Here is a 20,664-nt window from a genome sequence, read left to right as displayed (position 1 = left end):
TCGGTTCCGGGATGGGCCCCGTCGGTCCTGTGAGGCATACGCCACAGCCCCGGGCGGATCACTCCCCGGCCGCTTCCTTCGACGGCGGTTCCGTGCTGCCCGGCCGGGCCCGCACCTCGTCGGTGCACTCGTAGCGGCGCGGGCCCTCGGAGCCGGGACCGCCCAGGACCACCGAGCCGTCGCCCTCGGCCGCGGCCGAGTCGGAGAAGGTGCACACGATCTGCGCGAGGGCGTACGAGGTGAGGCCGGCCGGTGCCGTGCTCAGCCGCAGTGTGTCCTCCGGGTCGCCGGGGCGCGGCCGGCCGACCGTGATGCCGCCGCGGACGTCCGTGCTGTAGCCGGCTTCCTTCTCGGCGGTCGACGGCGGTGTGGCGAGCTGGTCCAGCAGGCCCTGAGCGACGAGCATGCGCCGCTCGGAGTCGGCCGCGCCGTCCGGGACCCGCACGGTCCGGTCGACGGTCACCAGCGAGGACCCGCACAGCAGGAACACCTGCACCGGCAACCCTGGGGCGGCCTGGGTGGAGACGTCCGACTCGGCGAGGGAGCACTGCACCCGCGAGGGCGCGGGCCCGAAGTTCGTCGGCACCTCCGTGGCCCGGATCCCGCAGCCGGCCAGCAGCACGGCGAGCGCCGGAACGGCGAGCAGCCGGGACACGGCCGCCAGACGCGCGGTCATCATGCGTCCCCCTTCGAGTCCTCGCCCTGCGGCCGGTCGGTGCCGCTCTCCCGCCTCAGCTCGTCCTCGGCGGGCTGCTCCTCCGCGGGGGAGGTGCCGCGCGGCAGCCGCAGGGTGAACACCGCGCCCGAGTCGGGCGAGTTGGCCGCGGTGATCTCACCGCCGTGGATGTGGGCGTTCTCCAGTGCGATGGACAGCCCGAGGCCACTGCCCTCGGAGCGCGGCCGGGAGGCGCTGGCCTTGTAGAAGCGGTCGAAGACGTGCGGCAGGACGTCCTCCGGAATGCCGGGCCCATGGTCCCGCACCGCGATGACGATCGAGTCGTCCGCCTCCCGCACGGACACCCGCACCGGGGAGCCGCCGTGCTTGAGCGCGTTGCCGATGAGGTTGGCCAGGATGACGTCCAGGCGGCGCGGGTCCAGCCGGGCGTGCAGGCCGCGCTCGGCGTCCAGCTCGACCGCGTCCAGCCAGGCCCTGGCGTCGATGCAGGCGGTGATCTGGTCGGCGAGGTCGACGTCGTCCAGGACGAGCCGCGCGGTGCCCGCGTCGAAACGCGTGACCTCCATCAGGTTCTCGACGAGGTCGTTCAGCCGCCGCGTCTCGCTGACCACCAGCCGGACGGCGGGCTCGATCATCGGGTCCATGCTGCCGGTCTCGGCCTCCAGCTCCTCCTCGAGCACCTCCGTCACGGCGGTGATCGCGGTGAGCGGCGTGCGCAGCTCGTGGCTCATGTCCGCCACGAACCGCCGGGACGCCTCGTCGCGCGCGGCCATGTCGGCGACCCGCTTCTCCAGCGCCTCGGCCGCGTTGTTGAACGTCCGCGACAGATCGGCGAGTTCATCGGTCCCCGACACCCTCAGCCGGGTGTCGAGCTTGCCCTCGCCGAGCCGCCGCGCGGCCGTCCCGAGCCGCTGCACCGGCTTCAGCACGGTCGTCGCCGCGGCCTGGGCCAGCAGCGCCGAGCCGATCAGAGCGAGCCCCGTGGCGATGCCCAGCGACCAGGCCAGCGAGTTGAGGTCCTTGGCCTCCGGCTCCAGCGACTTGAGCATGTAACCGGTCGGACCGCCGCCGATCACCCGCGTACCGGCCACCAGGTACGGGGTGTCGTGGTCGACTATCCGCTGCCAGTACAGGTGGTACGGGCGTTTGTCGGCCCCGTCGACCTTCTGCTTCCTGTTCACCGCCGTGCGCAGCGACTTCGGCACGTCCTGCAGCGAGAAGCCGTTCAGCCCGCCGGAGCTGCCGTAGACGGTCCTGCCCTCGGTGTCGCGGCCGACCAGCAGCACGCTGAAGCGCTGGTCGCTGCCCGCCATCTGGCCCGCGGTGTGCTGCAGCTCGTCCTGCGTGGGACGCTCGGGCAGCGCGCCCGCCCGGTTCTGCATCTCCTGCTCGAAGTCCCGCAGCACTGCGTCCTGGGTGCGGGTGAGCACGGCCTCGCGGTTGAGCCAGTAGGCGATGGCGGACGCGGACACGGCGGCCGTCAGGGCCACCAGTCCGAAGACGACGACCAGCCGCAGCCGCAGGCTGGTGAAGCGCAGCCGCGACAGAACTCCCTTGCGCGCCCCGGTCCAGCCGCGGGCCCCCCCTTGGTGCGCCTGTGTCACTGAGGCGCGTCCAGCCGGTAGCCGACACCCCGCACGGTACGGATCAGCGTCGGGGACGACGGCACGTCCTCGACCTTGGCACGCAGCCGCTGCACGCAGGCGTCCACGAGACGCGAGTCGCCCAGGTAGTCGTGCTCCCACACCAGCCGCAGCAGTTGCTGCCGGGACAGCGCCTGGCCCGGCCGCCGGCTCAGCTCCAGCAGCAGCCGCAGCTCGGTCGGCGTGAGCTGGAGGTCCTCGCCGTTCTTCGTCACGGTCATCGCCGAGCGGTCGATGACGAGGCTGCCGAAGCTCGCCGCGTCGTTCGACTCCCGCTCGCCGCGCCGCAGCACGGCCCGGATCCGGGCGTCGAGCACCCGTCCCTGCACCGGTTTGACGACATAGTCGTCGGCGCCGGACTCCAGGCCGACCACCACGTCGATGTCGTCGCTGCGCGCGGTCAGCAGGATGATCGGCAACTGGTCCGTGCGCCGGATGCGCCGGCACACCTCGAACCCGTCGATGCCGGGCAGCATCACGTCCAGCACGATCAGATCCGGCCGCTGCTCACGGAGCAGCTTCAGACCGTCCTCACCGCTGGCAGCGGTCGCCACGCGATGGCCCTGGCGCGTCAGTGAGAGCTCCAGGGCCGTCCGGATGGCGTCGTCGTCCTCGATCAGCAACAGGGAAGGCACGCGCTCATTCTGGCCCATGGAGGGGTCGGGGTTCGACCGCTGGGGCCCAGTCGGTGCGGGCGGGTACCGCCGAGGCGTGTGCACGGCCTGTGGCCGGCCTGTGGCGGACCCCTGTGACAGGTCTGTGACAGTCGGCGGACACGGCCATGAAAGTGCCGCGGCAATCTTTTCGGCACAGGCAAGGAAGCCCGCCCGAACAGGCGGGCCGCACATCGGAAGTCCACGACGGGGGGCGCGAGATGAACACGCTGCACGGCATCAGCACCAGCGCAGTTGTCACGCGTCTGCACGACGTGCACAGGGTTTCCGAGAAGTCCGGGGCCGATGGGGGTGCCTCCCTGCTCGAGCGCAGCCGAGAGCTCGGGGGAGGGCGGGGGTGCGCTCGCGGTACCGGGCGTCAGCACACCGTGTTCATGACGGTGGTTGACGCGCACACGGGGGAGAACAAGGGAACGGGGGAGGCTCACGGGGGAGCCGCGTACGGGGAGGGCTCGGGGGAGCGCCGCTCGCCGGCGGAGGCGGAGTTCACCGCCTACGTCCAGGAGCGCCGCGCCTCCCTGTACGCAACCGCCTACCACCTCACCGGTGACCGCTTCGAGGCCGAGGACCTGCTGCAGAGCGCGCTGTTCTCGACGTACAAGGCGTGGGACCGGATCAGCGACAAGGCCGCGGTCGGCGGATACCTCCGCCGCACCATGACCAACCTGCACATCAGCGCCTGGCGGCGCCGCAAGCTCAACGAATACCCGACCGAGGAACTGCCGGAGACGCCCGGTGACACGGACGCGATGCGCGGCACCGAGCTGCGCGCGGTCCTGTGGCAGGCGCTGGCCCGGCTGCCCGAACTCCAGCGCACCATGCTGGTCCTGCGCTACTACGAGGGCCGCACGGACCCGGAGATCGCGGAGATCCTCGACATCAGTGTCGGCACGGTGAAGTCCAGCATCTGGCGGTCGCTCCGCCGGCTGCGCGAGGACGAGGTCCTCAGCTTCGGCCGTGACGAGGAGGACGCCTTCGGCGAGCTCGTCGCCTGAAGGTCGGGGGGGGGAGCACCACAAGGGGGCCCACGGGGGAACTGCAGGGACGCTGGGGGGCGTCTTCGCGGGAGAGTGGGGGACTGCGGGGACGCCGGGGGGCGTCATCGCGGGAGAGTGGGGGACTGCGGGGACGCCGGGGGCGTCATCGCGGGAGAGCGGGGGACTCGGGGGAGGACAACGGGGGAGTACGGAAGCGGGACTGGAGGGCCGGGGGGGCCGTCCAGTCCCGCTTTTCGTGCCGTGTGCTCCCCTCGCCCGCCGGGCGGCTCAGTCCCACCAGAAGAGCCAGAACGGTGCCGGCGCCTGGTGAGCGGCGATCTCCGGCAGCCCGCCGATGAGCTGGTCGAAGTCGGGGCAGTACGCGTACTGCTCGATCGCGACCCGCGCCGCCTGGAGCGGATCCGTAGGAGGACTCCCGACCGACAGCAGGAGCGCGTCGGTGTCGAGGTAGCAGATCTCGGCCCCGAACCGGTCGTGCCACTCGCGCAGGACGTCGGCGTGATCCTGGTAGGAGAGGGACTCCCGGCCGGGGAACGGGGTGTGGTTCGGTGTGTCGGGTGCGTCCAGGAGTTCCGGCAGGCCGGCCGGGTCATCGGTGGGGACGAGACAGATCCACTCCGGGGGCCCCACGGAGAAGGTGGCGAGGCGTGTTTCCGCGGGGCGGGGCGGCGCGGGGTGCGGAACGGTGGCGGTGAGACGTCGGGCCAGGTCGTCCAGGTCCCGCACGGGGAGGTGTCCCGTCGGTGGCCGGAACGTCTCCGCCTCCTGGAGCAGCTCCCCCGCCTGAAGCTCCACCAGTCCGGCGATGAACGGCACGTCCGTCTCGCCGCGGTGACTGCCGCCCGGCAGTTCCGCCCACTCCCAGTCCGACGGAGGGGTGTGGGTGATGAACGGCCACCACCCCGTGGCCGGGTGGCGCTCACGGGCGCGCCGCCACACGTCCAGGCACGCGTCCGACGCGCACCGGAAGCCCAGGAGGGTGCCCCCGCGCGGGGTGCGCACCCGTTGGACGTCCTCCGCCCGCGCGCCCAGCTCGGCCGCGAGGGCGGCTCCGGCGTCCGCCCGGGGCATCAGGCCGCCGTGCCCAGCCCCGCGCACCGGCCGGCCGCCGCTGCCGCCAGCCGGCCCATCGCCTCGTCGCGGTCGCAGGCGTGCGCGCCCAGCGACGTTTGGCGGGCGACGATCGTGCGCTCCTGCCGCATCAGCCGCCAGCCGCGGCGCAGCAGGAACGGCACCGACTTGCGGCCCTCCTTCAGGTCCCGCAGGAAGCGGCGGCGGAACGTCTTCACCGGGCCCCGGCTCAGGCACAGCGCGTCGGCGAGGACGCCGAGTTCACGGCAGCGCGTGACGATCTCCGCGGCGAAGACGCCCTCAGCGATGAACAGCGGGGTCCGTCCGATGTCGACCGTCTCGTCGCCGGTGCGGGCGCTGAGCGAGAGGTCGTAGACGGGAATCTCCGTACGGCCCGTGCGGCACAGGTCGGTGATCGCGGCGACGGCGGTGTCCGCGTCCCAGGAGTCCGGGTGGTCCCAGTCGATGTCGGAGCTCCCCGCCACCAGGGGCAGTGTCGGGTCGTCGCCCTCCTTGTAGAAGTCGTCGAGCCGCAGCACCGGGAGACCGGAGCGGGCCGCGAGGAGGGACTTGCCGGAGCCGGAAGGGCCGCAGAGCAGCACGACTCGCGTCGGTATGGGCAGAGGAGAACTCACGGGACACCAGTGTGAGGCATCGACCGGGGGCCGTACGACCCCGCGGGTCGGCTTTGATGCGCGCGTCACATCTCAACTACCCTTCGTGTCGTTCCGATTACCCACAGCGTCAAAAGGTGGCAGTGATGGCCCGACACGACTCACCCATGAAGCCGACCGCCCAGCGCGCCCTGGCCGTCCTCGCGACCGCGGGCGTGGCGCTGGGAGCGGGTGCGGCGACGGCGGCCGCGGCGGGCACCGGCTCGGTCCTGGATGTGGTGCACACCTCTGTGGGGAAGACCGACCCCCGGGCCGGCCTCCAGGCGGCGGGCGACACCCTCGCCTACGCCACCGGCACGGTCACGGGCCTCAAGCCCAACCCCCTCGCCGGCACGGGAGTCGACCCGCTCGACAACAGCGTCGGAACCGAGGTCGCCGACTTCAAGCCGATGACGTCCCGCGAGGTGACGGGGCCGGTGGCCCAGGCGCCGTCGATCGGGGGCATCCCGGTGGTGAAGCGCCTGATCGAGCCGCTCTCGCGGTAACTCACCGCCCTCGCAACGGGATCTCCCGGACCAGCGACGCCACCGCGAACGCCACGGCGCACAGCACGGCCTTGCCGAGCGCGACACCGTGCAGGCCGTCCACCACACCGGACCGGAACGCGTCCTGGACCGGTTCCGGCAGGTCCGTCAACAGTCCGGGTGTCAGCTCGGGCAGCGCCTCGGGATCTGAGGCGGAGCGGGCGCGGAGAAGCCCCGGGCCTCCTGGACGGAGGAGGGCCGGGGCTTCCGTATGAGGGGGCGGGCTAGTACGAGGAGCCCGACGCGCCCAGTGACCCCGTGGGGTGCCAGACCGTCTTGGTCTCCAGGAAGGCGGTCATGCGGTCGATGCCGGGTGTCTGCGTGTAATCCACAGGCTGTGGACGGACGACCCGCTTCAGATTGTCGGCCGCCGCGATCTCCAGTTCCTTCGCCAGCACCTCATCGGCACCCGCGAGGTCGATCGCGTTGACGTCCTGGTGGGACGCCAGCGGGGTCGCGATCTCGGCCGTACGGCCCGACAGGACGTTGACCACGCCGCCGGGGACGTCCGAGGTGGCCAGGACCTCGGCCAGGGACAGGGCGGGCAGCGGGGACTTCTCGCTCGCCACCACGACCGCCGTGTTGCCCGTCGCGATCACCGGGGCGAGCACCGACACCAGGCCCAGGAACGACGACTCCTGCGGCGCCAGGACGGCGACCACGCCCGTCGGCTCGGGTGAGGACAGGTTGAAGAACGGGCCCGCGACCGGGTTGCCGCCGCCGACCACCTGGGCGATCTTGTCGGTCCACCCCGCGTACCAGACCCAGCGGTCGATCGTCGCGTCCACGACCGCCGCGGACTTGGACTTCGACAGCCCTTCCGCCTCGGCCACCTCGCGCACGAACTGGTCCCGGCGTCCCTCCAGCATCTCGGCCACGCGGTAGAGCACCTGGCCGCGGTTGTACGCCGTCGCCCCGGACCAGCCGCCGAACGCCTTGCGGGCCGCGACGACCGCGTCCCGGGCGTCCTTGCGGGAGGACAGGGGGGCGTTGGCCAGCCACTTGCCCTTTGCGTCGGTCACCTCGTACACCCGGCCGCTCTCGGAACGCGGGAACTTCCCGCCGACGTACAGCTTGTAGGTCTTCAGGACGTTGAGCCGATCAACTGCATTCATTTAACGCTCGCCCTCCGGGCTCGACGGGGCGAGGTACGCCTCCAGGCCGTGGCGGCCGCCCTCGCGGCCGAAGCCCGACTCCTTGTAACCGCCGAACGGCGACGTCGGGTCGAACTTGTTGAACGTGTTGGACCAGACGACCCCCGCGCGGAGCTTGTTCGCGACCGCCAGGATGCGCGAGCCCTTCTCCGTCCAGATGCCGGCGGACAGGCCGTACGGGGTGTTGTTGGCCTTGGCGACCGCCTCGTCCGGTGTGCGGAAGGTCAGCACCGACAGCACCGGGCCGAAGATCTCGTCGCGGGCGATCCGGTGCGCCTGGGTGACGTTCGTGAACAGCGTCGGGGCGAACCAGTAGCCGCTCTCCGGCAGTTCGCACGCCGGCGACCAGCGCTCGGCGCCCTCCGCCTCGCCCTCCTCGACGAGCGAAGTGATGCGGGTGAGCTGCTCCTCGGAGTTGATCGCGCCGATGTCGGTGTTCTTGTCCAGCGGGTCGCCGAGGCGCAGCGTCGACAGGCGGCGCTTGAGGGAGTCCAGGAGCTCCTCCTGGATCGACTCCTGGACCAGCAGGCGGGAGCCCGCGCAGCAGACCTGGCCCTGGTTGAAGAAGATGCCGTTGACGATGCCCTCGACGGCCTGGTCGATGGGGGCGTCGTCGAAGACGATGTTGGCGCCCTTGCCGCCCAGTTCCAGCGTGACCTTCTTGCGGGTCCCGGCGACCGTGCGGGCGATCTCCTTGCCGACGGCCGTGGAGCCGGTGAAGGCGACCTTGTTCACATCGGGGTGGGCGATCAGCGCGGCGCCGGCGTCGCCGTAGCCCGGGAGGATGTTGACGACGCCCTTGGGCAGGCCCGCCTGGCGGCAGATGTCCGCGAAGAACAGCGCCGAGAGAGGGGTGGTCTCGGCCGGCTTCAGCACGACCGTGTTGCCGGTCGCCAGCGCCGGGGCGATCTTCCACGCCAGCATCAGGAGGGGGAAGTTCCAGGGGATGACCTGGCCCGCCACACCGAGGGGCCTCGGGTTCGCGCCGAAGCCGGCGTGGTCGAGCTTGTCGGCCCAGCCCGCGTAGTAGAAGAAGTGCGCGGCGACCAGGGGCAGGTCCGCGTCGCGGGTCTCCTTGATCGGCTTGCCGTTGTCCAGGGTCTCGAGGACGGCGAGCTCGCGGGAGCGCTCCTGGATGATGCGGGCGATGCGGAAGAGGTACTTCGCGCGCTCCGCGCCCGGGAGCGCCGACCACTTCTCGAAGGCCCGGCGCGCGGCCTTCACCGCGCGGTCGACGTCCTCGGAACCGGCCCGGGCGACCTCGGAGAGGACCTCCTCGGTGGACGGGGAGACGGTCTTGAAGACCTTGCCGTCCGCCGCTTCGACGAACTCGCCGTCGATGAACAGGCCGTACGAGGGAGCGATGTCGGCGATCGCGCGCGACTCGGGAGCCGGGGCGTATTCGAATACCGAAGACACGTTTTCCATAGTCATGAGGTCTCAGTCCACCGTCACGTAGTCGGGACCGGAGTAGCGGCCGGTGGCCAGCTTCTGCCGCTGCATCAGCAGGTCGTTCAGCAGCGAGGAGGCGCCGAAGCGGAACCAGTGGTTGTCCAGCCAGTCCGCGCCCGCGGTCTCGTTGACCAGCACGAGGAACTTGATGGCGTCCTTGGAGGTGCGGATGCCGCCGGCCGGCTTCACACCGACCTGGATGCCGGTCTGCGCGCGGAAGTCCCGCACCGCCTCCAGCATGAGCAGCGTGTTCGCCGGGGTCGCGTTGACGGCGACCTTCCCGGTGGAGGTCTTGATGAAGTCCGCGCCCGCCAGCATGCCGAGCCAGCTCGCGCGGCGGATGTTGTCGTACGTCGAGAGCTCGCCGGTCTCGAAGATGACCTTCAGGCGCGCGGAGGTCCCGCACGCCTCCTTCACGGCGGTGATCTCGTCGTACACCTTCAAGTATCGACCCGCGAGGAACGCCCCGCGGTCGATGACCATGTCGATCTCGTCGGCACCGGCGGCGATCGCGTCGCGCACGTCGGCCAGCTTGACGTCGAGCGCGGCGCGTCCGGCCGGGAACGCCGTGGCCACCGAGGCGACCTTCACGCCGGAGCCGGCGACGGCCTCCTTGGCCACGGCCACCATGTCGGGGTAGACGCAGACCGCCGCGGTGGCGGGCGTCGTACGGTCCGTCGGGTCGGGCTTGACCGCCTTCGCGCCGAGCGCCCGGACCTTGCCCGGGGTGTCCGCGCCTTCCAGCGTCGTCAGGTCGACCATCGAGATGGCGAGGTCGATGGCATACGCCTTGGCGGTCGTCTTGATCGAACGGGTGCCGAGGGAGGCCGCGCGGCCCTCGAGTCCGACCGCGTCGACGCCGGGGAGCCCGTGGAGGAAGCGGCGCAGCGCGCTGTCGGACGCGGCGACGTCCTTGAGGGGGTGAGCTGCGGTGAGTGCAGAACTGGGCATGGTCACCAGACGAGCATATCTACGCGCGTAGCGGCTGTACAGTCCCCGGTTCTCTCCCGGGCGGATCCGACGCTTGCCCTCGGGCGGATGAGGGACGCGCGGAAGGGTCCGGCAGAATCGAGACATGACGAGCCCCGAACCCCAGCCGCCGGCACCGCAGCCCTCGGAATCCGAGTACTCCGAGTACAAGGACCGGGTGTACCGGTCGGTCCCGGCCATCGCCGGTGGCGTGCTGCTGCTCGCCATCGCCGGGTGGCTCGGTATCGACGCGGCGCTCTCCGGGGAGGGGCGCACGCCGTGGCTCGCGCTCGCCGTGCTGCTCCTCGTCGCGCCGCTGGTCGTCGCCTTCACCCTGCGGCCGGCCGTGTACGCCGGCGACGACCGGCTGCGGATCCGCAACCCCTTCCGGCTCGTCGTCGTGCCCTGGGGCCAGGTCGCCTCGCTGCGCTCCGCCTACTCGAACGAGGTCCTCACCGAGTCCGGTACGAAGTACCAGCTGTGGGCCGTGCCCGTCTCGCTGCGTGCGCGCAAGAAGGCCGCGCGACGCGAGATGCGGGCGACGGCGCAGGCACGCCGGGAGATGGGCCGGGACGAGGGCCGCGGCAGTGCGCTCGGGATGCGGGCGGGCCTGGGCGACGGCCTCGGCGGGGATTCCGTTCCCGAGGGGCCCGTCCGGGCCGAGACCGACCGGATCATGGACGAGCTGCGCGGGCTGCGCGATGCGCGGCACCAGGCGGAGTCGGCGCAGGGAGCAGTGACCGTGCGGTGGGCCTACGAGGTGCTGGCGCCGGCCGTCGCCGGGGCGGTCCTCGTGTTGATCCTGGTGGTGATGGGCTGACCGCCGCGAAAAGCGGTGGAGGCGGTGCGATCCCCGCGCCTGGGTTCGGGGCATGAGCACCCGTACCTTCCGAGTCAACCTCAGGTCCACCGCCGAGGACCTCTCCCGGGCGCCTCTCGGCACGCGGCAGCGGCGGGAGGCCGCCCGGAAGAGTTCCTGAGCCCTCGGCGGGGGGCGGTGGTGCGGGTCCTCGGCCTCAGATGCCCGCCGCCGTCGACAGGTCGCGCTTGATCGACTCCAGCAGCGCCGTGGCCTTCGCGCGGGCTTCTGGAAGGTCCTTGTGCGACCCGACCGGGATCACGACCTCCAGATAGCACTTCAGCTTCGGCTCCGTACCGCTCGGGCGGACGATCACCCGCGCGCCGTCCAGGGTGTAGCGCAGACCGTCCGTGGGCGGGAGGCCGGCCGTGCCCTTGGTGAGGTCGTCGGTACGGGTGATCGGCAGGCCGGCCAGTTCCGTCGGGGGCTGTTCGCGCAGGCGGCGCATCGCGGCGGCGATGAGGGAGAGGTCCTCCACGCGGACCGAGAGCTGGTCCGTCGCGTGCAGGCCGTGCTCCACCGCCAGGTCGTCCAGCAGGTCGAGGAGCGTGCGGCCCTCCTCCTTGAGCTGGGAGGCCAGTTCCGTGATCAGCAGCGCGGCGGTGATGCCGTCCTTGTCGCGTACGCCGTCGGGGTCCACGCAGTAGCCGAGGGCCTCCTCGTAGCCGAAGCGCAGGCCCTCGGCGCGGGCGATCCACTTGAAGCCGGTGAGGGTCTCGACGTGGGGGAGGCCCGCCTTCTCGGCGATCCGGCCGAGGAGGGACGACGAGACGATCGACTCCGCGAAGGTGCCGGTCGCTCCGCGGCGGACCAGATGGGCGGCGAGCAGGGCACCGACCTCGTCGCCGCGCAGCATGCGCCAGTCTGTGCCGTCTGTGGCGTCCTGTACGGCGACGGCGCAGCGGTCCGCGTCCGGGTCGTTGGCGATGATCAGGTCCGGGGCGGTCTCACCGGCGCGGGCCGTCGCGAAGGCCAGGTCCATCGCGCCGGGTTCCTCCGGGTTGGGGAACGCGACGGTCGGGAACTCCGGGTCGGGTTCGGCCTGCTCCGCGACGAGGACCGGCTCCGGGAAGCCGGCACGGGCGAAAGCGGCCAGGAGGACGTCCTTGCCGACGCCGTGCATCGCCGTGTACACCGTGCGGGCCGTGCGGGGGGAGCCCTCGGACAGGACGGCGTCGGTGCGGGCGAGGTAGGCGTCGAGGACGCTGTCGTCGAGGGTGTCCCAGCCTTCGGTGGGGCGCCGGACGGTGGTGAGGGACGGGACGGCGGCGATCTCCGCCGCGATGTCGACGTCCGCCGGGGGGACGATCTGCGAGCCGTCGCCGAGGTAGACCTTGTAGCCGTTGTCGCGGGGCGGGTTGTGGCTGGCGGTGACCTCCACGCCCGCGACCGCGCCGAGGTGCCTTATCGCGAAGGCGAGCACGGGGGTCGGCAGGGGGCGGGGGAGGACGGCCGCGCGCAGGCCCGCGCCGGTCATGACGGCGGCGGTGTCCTGGGCGAAGTCGTGGGACTTGTGGCGGGCGTCGTAGCCGATGACGACGAGACCGTTGTCGTGGCCCTGCTTCTTGAGGTACGCGGCGAGGCCGGCGGCGGCGCGGATGACGACCGAGCGGTTCATGCGCATGGGGCCGGCGCCGAGTTCGCCGCGGAGGCCGGCGGTGCCGAACTGGAGCGTGCCGCTGAAGCGGGCGGCGAGTTCGGTGTGGTCCCGGGCGTCGATGAGGCGGGCCAGTTCGGTGCGGGTGTCCGGGTCGGGGTCCTCGGTGAGCCACGCCTGGGCCTGTGCGATGAGTTCTTCGTGCACGGTGTGGGGTCAGCCTCTCCGGTGTGGTGTGGGTGTGCGGCGGTCTGCGGCGGCCTGTGGGGTCTGAGGTGTCCAGTAACTGTCTGCGGGAGTCTGCAGGGGTCTGCGGCGGCGAGAGTGGTGGGGGTGCGCGTCTTTCGCCTTGCGCCGGGTGGGGGTCGGGGCCGCGGGGGTGTCCGTCCTCGGAACGGCGCGATGGGGTTGCGTGCCGACTGCCCCCCCCGTTGACGCACCAACCGCTGCGGGCGGACGCCCCCCGACACGTCCCCTTGCGTCGTCCGGCGGGTGCCGGCTCGTCCCATGCCGCTGTCGCGAACGCGGTCACGGCCCCTTGGGGCGGCTGCGGGCGGCCGCGGATTGCGGGTCGCGCAGGGCGACTGCGACCCCCTGGGGGCGCGGGGAACCGCGCGACCAGCCACTACGGGCCCGCAGCCGCCGGACGACAGGCGCAGCCTTGCCGGCCGCGAAGCCTTCTTACAGGCGGTCCAGGACCTGCGCGAGCAGGGATCCCATGCGCGCGGCGGAGTCGCGGCCCGCCTGGAGGACCTCCTCGTGGTTCAGGGGCTCGCCCGTCATGCCCGCCGCCAGGTTGGTGACGAGGGAGATACCCAGGACCTCCGCGCCCGCCTCGCGTGCGGCGATCGCCTCGAGGACCGTCGACATGCCCACCAGGTCCGCACCGATGACCCGGGCCATGCGGATCTCGGCCGGAGTCTCGTAGTGCGGGCCGGGGAACTGGGCGTAGACGCCCTCCTCCAGCGTGGCGTCGACCTCCTTGCACAGGGCCCGCAGACGCGGGGAGTACAGGTCGGTGAGGTCGACGAAGTTCGCGCCGATGATGGGGGAGGTGGCGGTGAGGTTGATGTGGTCGCTGATGAGGACCGGCTGGCCGGGGCGCATGCCCTCGCGCAGGCCGCCGCACCCGTTGGTGAGGACGACCGTCTTGCAGCCGGCCGAGACCGCGGTGCGGACACCGTGGGCGACCGCCGCCACCCCGCGGCCCTCGTAGTAGTGCGTACGGCCCAGGAAGACCAGGGCGCGCTTGTTGCCGATCCGGTACGAGCGGATCTTGCCCCCGTGGCCCTCCACCGCCGGCGGCGGGAAACCGGGGAGCTCGGTGACCTGGAACTCGGCCTCGGGGGCGCCCAGGGCGTCCACGGCCGGGGCCCAGCCGGAGCCCATCACGAGGGCGACGTCGTGGGTCTCGGCGCCCGTCAGTTCGCGCAGGCGGGCCGCGGCGGCGTCGGCGGCCGCGTGAGGGTCGCCCTGGATGTCGTCCGGAAGAAGAGATGCGTTCACGCCGACGAGGGTAGCCGCTGTTTGCCTACGCGCGTAGATGGCGGAGCTCACGGGGTGGCGATCGTTGTCTTGTCGTTTCCGACGGGCGGCCCCGCGCGGACGGCCCCTCAGCAGGGGCGCTTGCGGAGCTCCATCACGTAGTCGTGGGGAGCACCGGCCGACTCGGCCGCGTCGGCGATCTCGCCCAGGTAGCGGGCGGAGGGCAGGCCGCCCTCGTAGGCGTTCAGGGCGAAGGCCCAGGCGGTGTCCTCACCGTCCAGGGTGTGGACCCGTACGCGCGTACGGCGGTAGATGTCGAGGCCCACGCCCTCCCAGCGGTCGAGGGACTCCTCGTCCATCGGGGCGATGTCGTACAGGGAGACGAAGACCTGGGAGAGCGGGTCCTCCACGATCGTCGGCAGCGCGCCCTCCCAGCCCATGTGCTCGCCGCCGAAGGTCAGCCGCCATCCGTTCAGCCAGCCGGTGGCGCGCAGCGGCGAGTGCGGGGCGCGGCGGGACATCAGCCGCGCGTCGAGGTTGCCGGCGTACGCGGCGTAGAGCGACATGGGGGAAGGGTACGGCAGGCGGCCCCGGCGTCACTGTCGTAACAACAGGCGCATCGGCGGGGCCCCGGGGCGGTGGCAGGTTGAGCGGTGCGGGACAATGGAGTACGTGACTCGGATCGTGATCATCGGTGGCGGACCCGGCGGATACGAAGCGGCGCTGGTCGCCGCTCAACTCGGCGCGGAGGTGACCGTCGTCGACAGCGACGGTCTGGGCGGGGCGTCGGTGCTCACCGACTGCGTACCGTCGAAGACCCTGATCGCCACGGCCGAGGTGATGACCACCTTCGACTCCTCGTACGAGGAGCTGGGGATCATCGTCGCCGACGACACCCCGCACGTGGAGCAGGCCGCCCGGGTGGTGGGCGTGGACCTCGGGAAGGTCAACCGGCGTGTGAAGCGTCTCGCGCTCGCCCAGTCGCATGACATCACCGCCTCCGTGACCCGTGCCGGGGCGCGCGTCATGCGCGGGCGCGGGCGGCTGGAGGGCATGCAGGCGCTCGACGGGTCGCGCAAGGTCGTGGTGCGTGCCGCCGACGGGAGCGAGGAGACCCTGACGGCGGACGCCGTGCTCATCGCGACCGGTGGACATCCTCGTGAGCTGCCCGACGCCCAGCCGGACGGCGAGCGGATCCTGAACTGGACCCAGGTGTACGACCTCGACGAGCTCCCCGAGGAGCTGATCGTGGTCGGGTCCGGTGTGACCGGCGCCGAGTTCGCCGGTGCCTACCAGGCGCTGGGTTCCAGGGTGACGCTCGTGTCGTCGCGCGACCGCGTGCTGCCCGGCGAGGACCCGGACGCGGCGGCCGTGCTGGAGGACGTCTTCCGGCGGCGCGGCATGAACGTCATGGGGCGTTCCCGCGCGCAGTCCGCCAAGCGGGTGGGTGACCGGGTCGAGGTGACCCTCGCCGACGGGCGGGTCATCACCGGGTCGCACTGCCTCATGGCCGTCGGTGCCGTGCCCAACAGCGCGGGCATGGGACTGGAGGACGCCGGCGTCCGGCTGCGCGAGTCCGGCCACATCTGGACCGACAGGGTCTCCCGTACGACCGCTCCCGGCGTGTACGCGGCCGGTGACGTGACCGGCGTGTTCGCCCTCGCGTCCGTGGCCGCCATGCAAGGCCGCATCGCCATGTACCACTTCCTGGGCGACGCCGTGGCCCCGCTGAACCTGAAGACGGTCTCCTCGAACGTCTTCACCGACCCGGAGATCGCCACCGTCGGATACACCCAGGCCGACGTGGACGGCGGGAAGATCGACGCCCGGGTCGTGAAGCTGCCGTTGCTGCGCAACCCGCGGGCCAAGATGCAGGGCATCCGCGACGGCTTCGTCAAGATCTTCTGCCGGCCGGGCACGGGCATCGTGGTCGGCGGTGTCGTCGTGGCGCCTCGCGCCTCGGAACTGATCCACCCCATCTCGATCGCGGTCGACAACAATCTGACCGTCGAACAGATCGCGAAGGCCTTCACCGTCTACCCCTCCCTGTCGGGCTCGATCGCCGAGGTGGCACGGCAGTTGCACACCCGCAAGGAGAACGGCGAGGGCTGAGGCCGAAACCGACTCTTCGCTGGTCACGGGGAGTGTTCGACCATTCGTACGGCATAGGCGGCGGGACTAGGCCCTATACCACTTCCCGCCGCTGGGTGCGAACATCTTCTGCTATTCAGCGCAAACTGCTGAAAGCAGACGGTCACTGGCGTTACTGTCAGTTTCGTGTTCGCTGCAGAACGTCGCCAATTGATCCTCGAAATGGTGCGAGCGAACGGGGCCGTGTCGCTCCGTGAGCTCGCCCGCGTCGTCCAGACCTCCGAAGTGACCGTACGGCGGGACGTGCGCGCGCTGGAGGCAGAAGGACTCCTCGACCGCCGGCACGGCGGTGCGGTACTGCCGGGCGGTTTCACGCGGGAGTCCGGCTTTCCGCAGAAGTCTCATCTCGCGACCGCCGAGAAGACCGCCATCGCCGACCTCGCCGCGAACTTCGTGGAAGAGGGAGAGGCGATCGTGGTCGGGGCGGGTACGACGACCCAGGAGCTGGCCCGCCGGCTCGCCCGGGTGCCCGGGCTCACCGTCGTCACCAACTCCCTCCTCGTCGCCCAGGCGCTGGCCCATGCCAACCGGGTCGAGGTCGTGATGACCGGCGGTACGCTCCGCGGTTCGAACTACGCGCTGGTCGGGAGCGGGGCGGAGCAGTCCCTGCACGGGCTGCGGGTGTCGCGGGCGTTCCTGTCCGGGGCGGGGCTGACCGCCGAGCGCGGGCTGTCCACGTCCAACATGCTGTCGGCGTCCGTCGACCGGGCGCTGGTGCAGGCCGCGGCGGAAGTGGTGGTGCTCGCCGACCACACGAAGCTCGGAACCGACACCATGTTCCAGACCGTGCCCACGGATCTCATCACACGCCTCGTCACGGACGAGCCGCCCGCCCATGACGACCGTGCGGCCACGGAACTCCAGGCGCTGGCCGACCAGGGCGTGCAGATTGCCGTGACCGGGGGGCAGGGGGGGTCGGCCGGGTCGGGTGCGGGGGGCCCGGGGGGTGATTCCGCCCCGGCGCGTCAGCAGCGCCGAGACGTTCCGGTGCCCGGGCCTCGGCGGCAGGTGCCGGGGGGCGGGGGGCAGTTGAGGTCTGCCTCCGCATCGATGCTGGGTGATCAGGGGCCCGGGGCGGAGCGGGCGCGGGTGGCTGACCTGCGACGGCGTTGACGTCGACGGTGGGCTGAGCCGCGGGTTGCTCTTCCGGTGGCAGGCATGCCCGTTGCCGGGTGCACCTCCGGCGCGGCCCCGACTTCTTGAGGGCCGCGCCGGAGGGTTCGTCCGTTACCGGCTGCGCGTCAGTCCTTGATCTCGCAGATCGCCGCGCCCGACGTCACCGACGCGCCGATTTCCGCGCTCAGGGCCTTGATCGTGCCCGAACGGTGCGCGTTGAGGGGCTGCTCCATCTTCATGGCCTCCAGGACGACGACCAGGTCGCCTTCCTTGACCTCCTGGCCCTCCTCGACGGCGACCTTGACGATGGTGCCCTGCATCGGGGAGGCGAGGGTGTCACCGGACGCCGCGGGGCCCGACTTCTTCGCCGCGCGGCGCTTCGGCTTGGCGCCGGCCGCGAGGCCCGTACGGGCCAGCGACATGCCCAGCGACGACGGCAGGGAGACCTCGAGGCGCTTGCCGCCGACCTCGACGACGACCGTCTCGCGGCCCGGCTCCTCGTCCGCGTCCGTGTCGGCCGGCGCGGCGAACGGCTTGATCTCGTTGACGAACTCCGTCTCGATCCAGCGGGTGTGCACCGTGAACGGGTCGGACGAGTCCGTGAGCTCCGGCGCGAACGCCGGGTCCTTCACCACCGCACGGTGGAACGGGATCGCCGTCGCCATGCCCTCGACCTGGAACTCCTCCAGCGCACGGGCGGCCCGCTGGAGGGCCTCCTTGCGGGTGCGGCCGGTGACGATCAGCTTGGCCAGCAGGGAGTCCCACGCCGGGCCGATGACCGAACCGGACTCCACGCCCGCGTCCAGACGGACACCCGGGCCGGACGGCGGGGCGAACGTCGTGACCGTGCCGGGAGCCGGGAGGAAGTTGCGGCCCGGGTCCTCGCCGTTGATGCGGAACTCGAAGGAGTGGCCGCGCAGCTCCGGGTCGCCGTAGCCGAGCTCCTCGCCGTCGGCGATGCGGAACATCTCGCGCACGAGGTCGATGCCGGCGACCTCCTCGGTGACCGGGTGCTCCACCTGGAGACGGGTGTTGACCTCCAGGAAGGAGATCGTGCCGTCGAGGCCGACGAGGAACTCGACCGTGCCGGCGCCGACGTAGCCGGCCTCCTTCAGGATCGCCTTGGAGGCGGAGTACAGCTCCTCCATTTGCGCGTCGGACAGGAAGGGGGCCGGGGCCTCCTCCACCAGTTTCTGGTGACGGCGCTGCAGGGAGCAGTCACGGGTGGAGACGACGACCACGTTGCCGTGCTGGTCGGCCAGGCACTGCGTCTCCACGTGCCGCGGCTTGTCCAGGTACCGCTCGACGAAGCACTCGCCCCGGCCGAAGGCGGCGACGGCCTCACGGACCGCCGAGTCGTAAAGCTCCGGCACCTCTTCGAGGGTGCGGGCGACCTTCAGACCGCGACCGCCACCGCCGAACGCGGCCTTGATCGCGATCGGCAGGCCGTGCTGCTCGGCGAACGCGACGACCTCGTCGGCACCGGACACCGGGTCGGGCGTGCCGGCCACCAGCGGGGCGCCCGCGCGCTGCGCGATGTGCCGGGCGGCGACCTTGTCACCGAGGTCGCGGATCGCCTGCGGCGGCGGACCGATCCAGATCAGGCCCGCGTCCAGGACCGCCTGAGCGAACTCGGCGTTCTCGGAGAGGAAGCCGTAGCCGGGATGGATCGCGTCCGCGCCCGACTCACGGGCGGCGCCCAGCACCTTCTCGATGTCGAGGTAGCTGGTGCCCGGCGTGTCACCGCCCAGGGCGAACGCCTCATCCGCGGCGCGGACATGCAGAGCGTCCCGGTCCGGGTCGGCGTAGACGGCCACGCTCGCGATACCGGCATCCCGGCAGGCCCGGGCCACGCGGACAGCGATTTCGCCACGGTTGGCGATGAGCACCTTGCGCACGATTGAGGCTCCCTCCTTGAAACAAGCCGAGTTTAGGGACAGCCGACACGACACTTCGACCCGTCCCCCGTGGTGAGCTTGCCCACACGGAGCGTGATGCGTGGCTCGCTCGACCCGCGAAATCCCTTGTCGCACCGCGGTACGCAGTACTCCTGCGGGAAACCCTAGCCGTCTCCTGTGGTCAAGGTCTCTGTCTTCACGTGCTGCGGGCCACTCGGTTTCTTTGTCGAGTCCCTACGAATGGCCCAATGATTCTTTGCCCGCTACCGGACCCTTGTCCCCCGGTTTACCGTCCCCCAAGCTCAGACGAGCAGGGGGTGCCCCCATGTAGCGTTCGCGATGTCTTCAGAGGGAAGAGGGTGGGCCCGGTGATACGCAGGCCGGTGGCGTGGGTCGTGGCGGTGGTGCTGTTCGCGGAGGCGTTCGGCATCGCGGCGCTCAACTGGCTCCTGGGGATGGTCGTCGACCGGCAGGACATGTCGCTGGCCGGTCTGGACCCGCACATGATGTCGGTGTCGTCGAAGATCGGCGGGATCGCCTTCGGCCTCTACTTCGCCCTGTGCGGCCTGGTCGCGCTGCTCGTGGCGCTGCGGGACCGGCCCCCGGCGGGTTTCGGACGCGTGCTGCTGATCAGCGCTGCCGTCGTGCACGCACTGCTGGGTGCGTTCACCTGGGGACCCGTCGGCTGGCCCGCGTTCCTGTTCATGGAACTGGTGCTCGCCCTGATCGTGCTGCTGCTGATGACCTACGACCGCCCGGCGGAGCCCGCCGACGCCGCCCCCGGGGGCGGGAAGAGCGGCGACGGGTCCCCGGTCACTTCTCCGCCGGCGCCCACAACTCCGTGATGCCGACGCCCAGGCCGGCCAGCAGCCGCCGGACCAGGGGGAGGCTGATGCCGATGACGTTGCCGTGGTCGCCGTCGATGCCGTCGATGAACGGCGCCGAGCGGCCGTCCAGGGTGAACGCCCCGGCGACGTAGAGGGGTTCGCCGGAGGCGACGTAGGCGGCGATCTCCTCGTCGGTGGGCTCGCCGAAGTGGACGACCGTGGACGCGGTGGCCGAGACGTACCGGCCGGTGAGCGTGTCGTAGACGCAGTGGCCGGTCTGGAGGGTGCCGGCCCGGCCGCGCATCGACTTCCAGCGCGCGGTGGCCTCCTCCGCGTCGGCGGGCTTGCCGAGGGCCTGACCGTCCAGGTCGAGCACCGAGTCGCAGCCGATGACGAGCGCCCCCTTGACCTCCGGCCGGGCCGCAACGACGGAGGCCTTCGCCTCGGCCAGGGCCAGCGCCAGCTCGGCGGGGGTGGGAGCGGTGACGGCGTCCTCGTCGACGCCGCTCACGATCACCTCGGGGGCGAGGCCGGCCTGGCGGAGCAGCCCGAGCCGGGCGGGGGACTGGGAGGCGAGGACGAGTCGGCGGCGCGGCTGATCTGTCATGCGTTCAGCGTATCGGCGTCACCCGGCGCGTCTCACCTCACGCCGATCACGATCATCGCCAGCACCATGGCCAGGGCCAGGAGAACGCTCAGCCGCCGCAGCATGACCTGCATGTCACGCAGTTCTTCGGGCGGTTCGTTCTCGGGGTCGGACCACAGCATGTCACCAGCGTGCGGCGGGCTTGCACCTGATCGCCTGAGTACGGGTACTCAACTTCCGCGTCCCGGAGCCGGGGGAGCGCCCGGAGAGGGGGAAGCGGGGGGTTGTTTGGTCCATGGGCGGAGACGAA

At 71.6% G+C, this 20,664-nt stretch carries 21 protein-coding genes; 6 read left to right on the top strand and 15 right to left on the bottom strand.

What is annotated here, in order from left to right; all coding sequences use genetic code 11:
• Positions 1 to 58: 58 nt before the first annotated feature.
• Genes ACZ7EG_RS07545 through afsQ1 form a run of 3 tightly spaced genes read right to left on the bottom strand, consistent with a single transcriptional unit; the run spans position 59 to position 2,954 of the window.
• Positions 59 to 679 (bottom strand): hypothetical protein, encoded by a 621-nt coding sequence (locus tag ACZ7EG_RS07545; RefSeq protein WP_471073686.1) that lies wholly within the window; start codon positions 677 to 679, stop codon positions 59 to 61.
• The gene (locus ACZ7EG_RS07540) at positions 676 to 2,280 is read right to left on the bottom strand and encodes an ATP-binding protein (RefSeq protein ID WP_471073683.1); all 1,605 of its coding nucleotides are present in this window, start codon (positions 2,278 to 2,280) and stop codon (positions 676 to 678) included. Before ACZ7EG_RS07540 ends, ACZ7EG_RS07545 begins: the two co-directional genes overlap by 4 nt.
• Positions 2,277 to 2,954 (bottom strand): two-component system response regulator AfsQ1, encoded by a 678-nt coding sequence (gene afsQ1 / locus ACZ7EG_RS07535; protein ID WP_053675520.1) that lies wholly within the window; start codon positions 2,952 to 2,954, stop codon positions 2,277 to 2,279. Before afsQ1 ends, ACZ7EG_RS07540 begins: the two co-directional genes overlap by 4 nt.
• A gap of 239 nt (positions 2,955 to 3,193) precedes the next feature.
• On the opposite strand from afsQ1, the gene ACZ7EG_RS07530 reads away from it, so the two are divergent.
• Complete coding sequence (locus tag ACZ7EG_RS07530; protein ID WP_471073680.1) at positions 3,194 to 3,988, top strand: SigE family RNA polymerase sigma factor; 795 nt, start codon at positions 3,194 to 3,196, stop codon at positions 3,986 to 3,988.
• Positions 3,989 to 4,258: 270 nt separating this feature from the next.
• Here ACZ7EG_RS07530 and ACZ7EG_RS07525 read toward each other — a convergent pair whose 3' ends face one another.
• On the bottom strand, positions 4,259 to 5,062 hold the full coding sequence (locus tag ACZ7EG_RS07525) for a DUF4253 domain-containing protein (RefSeq protein ID WP_471073677.1): 804 nt from the start codon (positions 5,060 to 5,062) through the stop codon (positions 4,259 to 4,261).
• Positions 5,062 to 5,766 (bottom strand): uridine kinase family protein, encoded by a 705-nt coding sequence (locus tag ACZ7EG_RS07520; RefSeq protein ID WP_471073674.1) that lies wholly within the window; start codon positions 5,764 to 5,766, stop codon positions 5,062 to 5,064. Before ACZ7EG_RS07520 ends, ACZ7EG_RS07525 begins: the two co-directional genes overlap by 1 nt.
• 56 nt (positions 5,767 to 5,822) lie before the next feature.
• Between ACZ7EG_RS07520 and ACZ7EG_RS07515 the strand changes: the two genes are divergently transcribed.
• Positions 5,823 to 6,221 (top strand): hypothetical protein, encoded by a 399-nt coding sequence (locus tag ACZ7EG_RS07515; RefSeq protein ID WP_471073671.1) that lies wholly within the window; start codon positions 5,823 to 5,825, stop codon positions 6,219 to 6,221.
• 1 nt (position 6,222) lies between these two features.
• On the opposite strand, the gene ACZ7EG_RS07510 is transcribed toward ACZ7EG_RS07515, so the two are convergent.
• The 4 genes from ACZ7EG_RS07510 to deoC all read right to left on the bottom strand — a co-directional run bounded on the left by ACZ7EG_RS07510 (position 6,223) and on the right by deoC (position 9,817).
• On the bottom strand, positions 6,223 to 6,372 hold the full coding sequence (locus tag ACZ7EG_RS07510; protein WP_471073668.1) for a hypothetical protein: 150 nt from the start codon (positions 6,370 to 6,372) through the stop codon (positions 6,223 to 6,225).
• Between the two features lie 112 nt (positions 6,373 to 6,484).
• Positions 6,485 to 7,375, bottom strand: a complete 891-nt coding sequence (locus ACZ7EG_RS07505; RefSeq protein WP_471073665.1) for an aldehyde dehydrogenase family protein — start codon at positions 7,373 to 7,375, stop codon at positions 6,485 to 6,487.
• Positions 7,376 to 8,833 carry an aldehyde dehydrogenase family protein gene (locus ACZ7EG_RS07500; RefSeq protein ID WP_471073662.1) on the bottom strand — a complete coding sequence of 486 codons (1,458 nt, stop codon included), beginning with the start codon at positions 8,831 to 8,833 and terminating at the stop codon, positions 7,376 to 7,378. It abuts the gene before it with no gap.
• 21 nt (positions 8,834 to 8,854) lie between these two features.
• Positions 8,855 to 9,817: a deoxyribose-phosphate aldolase gene (gene deoC, locus ACZ7EG_RS07495; RefSeq protein ID WP_471073660.1), complete on the bottom strand. Its 963-nt coding sequence runs from the start codon at positions 9,815 to 9,817 to the stop codon at positions 8,855 to 8,857.
• A gap of 124 nt (positions 9,818 to 9,941) precedes the next feature.
• Between deoC and ACZ7EG_RS07490 the strand changes: the two genes are divergently transcribed.
• Entirely contained in the window at positions 9,942 to 10,655 is a 714-nt protein-coding gene (locus ACZ7EG_RS07490; RefSeq protein WP_471073657.1) for a PH domain-containing protein, read from the top strand.
• A 196-nt stretch (positions 10,656 to 10,851) separates the two neighbouring features.
• Here ACZ7EG_RS07490 and ACZ7EG_RS07485 read toward each other — a convergent pair whose 3' ends face one another.
• From ACZ7EG_RS07485 to ACZ7EG_RS07475, 3 genes are all read right to left on the bottom strand, one after another.
• Positions 10,852 to 12,498, bottom strand: coding sequence for a phospho-sugar mutase (locus ACZ7EG_RS07485; protein ID WP_471073654.1), 1,647 nt, complete (start codon positions 12,496 to 12,498; stop codon positions 10,852 to 10,854).
• Between the two features lie 474 nt (positions 12,499 to 12,972).
• Complete coding sequence (locus ACZ7EG_RS07480; RefSeq protein WP_471073651.1) at positions 12,973 to 13,797, bottom strand: purine-nucleoside phosphorylase; 825 nt, start codon at positions 13,795 to 13,797, stop codon at positions 12,973 to 12,975.
• 107 nt (positions 13,798 to 13,904) lie between these two features.
• A complete protein-coding gene (locus ACZ7EG_RS07475) occupies positions 13,905 to 14,342 on the bottom strand; it encodes a gamma-glutamylcyclotransferase family protein (RefSeq protein ID WP_033311347.1) in 438 nt (145 codons plus the stop codon).
• 97 nt (positions 14,343 to 14,439) lie between these two features.
• Between ACZ7EG_RS07475 and ACZ7EG_RS07470 the strand changes: the two genes are divergently transcribed.
• Positions 14,440 to 15,888, top strand: coding sequence for an NAD(P)H-quinone dehydrogenase (locus tag ACZ7EG_RS07470; protein ID WP_471073647.1), 1,449 nt, complete (start codon positions 14,440 to 14,442; stop codon positions 15,886 to 15,888).
• Between the two features lie 165 nt (positions 15,889 to 16,053).
• Positions 16,054 to 17,040: a DeoR/GlpR family DNA-binding transcription regulator gene (locus tag ACZ7EG_RS07465; protein WP_471073644.1), complete on the top strand. Its 987-nt coding sequence runs from the start codon at positions 16,054 to 16,056 to the stop codon at positions 17,038 to 17,040.
• A 128-nt stretch (positions 17,041 to 17,168) separates the two neighbouring features.
• On the opposite strand, the gene ACZ7EG_RS07460 is transcribed toward ACZ7EG_RS07465, so the two are convergent.
• Positions 17,169 to 18,941 (bottom strand): acetyl/propionyl/methylcrotonyl-CoA carboxylase subunit alpha, encoded by a 1,773-nt coding sequence (locus ACZ7EG_RS07460; protein ID WP_471073641.1) that lies wholly within the window; start codon positions 18,939 to 18,941, stop codon positions 17,169 to 17,171.
• A 368-nt stretch (positions 18,942 to 19,309) separates the two neighbouring features.
• Here ACZ7EG_RS07460 and ACZ7EG_RS07455 point away from each other — a divergent pair, with 368 nt between their 5' ends.
• Positions 19,310 to 19,786 (top strand): hypothetical protein, encoded by a 477-nt coding sequence (locus ACZ7EG_RS07455; RefSeq protein ID WP_471073638.1) that lies wholly within the window; start codon positions 19,310 to 19,312, stop codon positions 19,784 to 19,786.
• On the opposite strand, the gene ACZ7EG_RS07450 is transcribed toward ACZ7EG_RS07455, so the two are convergent.
• Complete coding sequence (locus ACZ7EG_RS07450; protein WP_471073635.1) at positions 19,755 to 20,375, bottom strand: Maf family protein; 621 nt, start codon at positions 20,373 to 20,375, stop codon at positions 19,755 to 19,757. The two genes, ACZ7EG_RS07455 and ACZ7EG_RS07450, sit on opposite strands and share 32 nt — an antisense overlap.
• Before the next feature lie 32 nt (positions 20,376 to 20,407).
• Complete coding sequence (gene mmpB, locus ACZ7EG_RS07445; protein WP_281262782.1) at positions 20,408 to 20,536, bottom strand: morphogenic membrane protein MmpB; 129 nt, start codon at positions 20,534 to 20,536, stop codon at positions 20,408 to 20,410.
• Positions 20,537 to 20,664: the final 128 nt, after the last annotated feature.

The organism is Streptomyces sp. NPDC037100 (assembly GCF_055606225.1).
The sequence above is the reverse complement of the archived record's forward strand: the minus strand, read 5'-3'. Positions and strand labels throughout refer to the sequence as shown.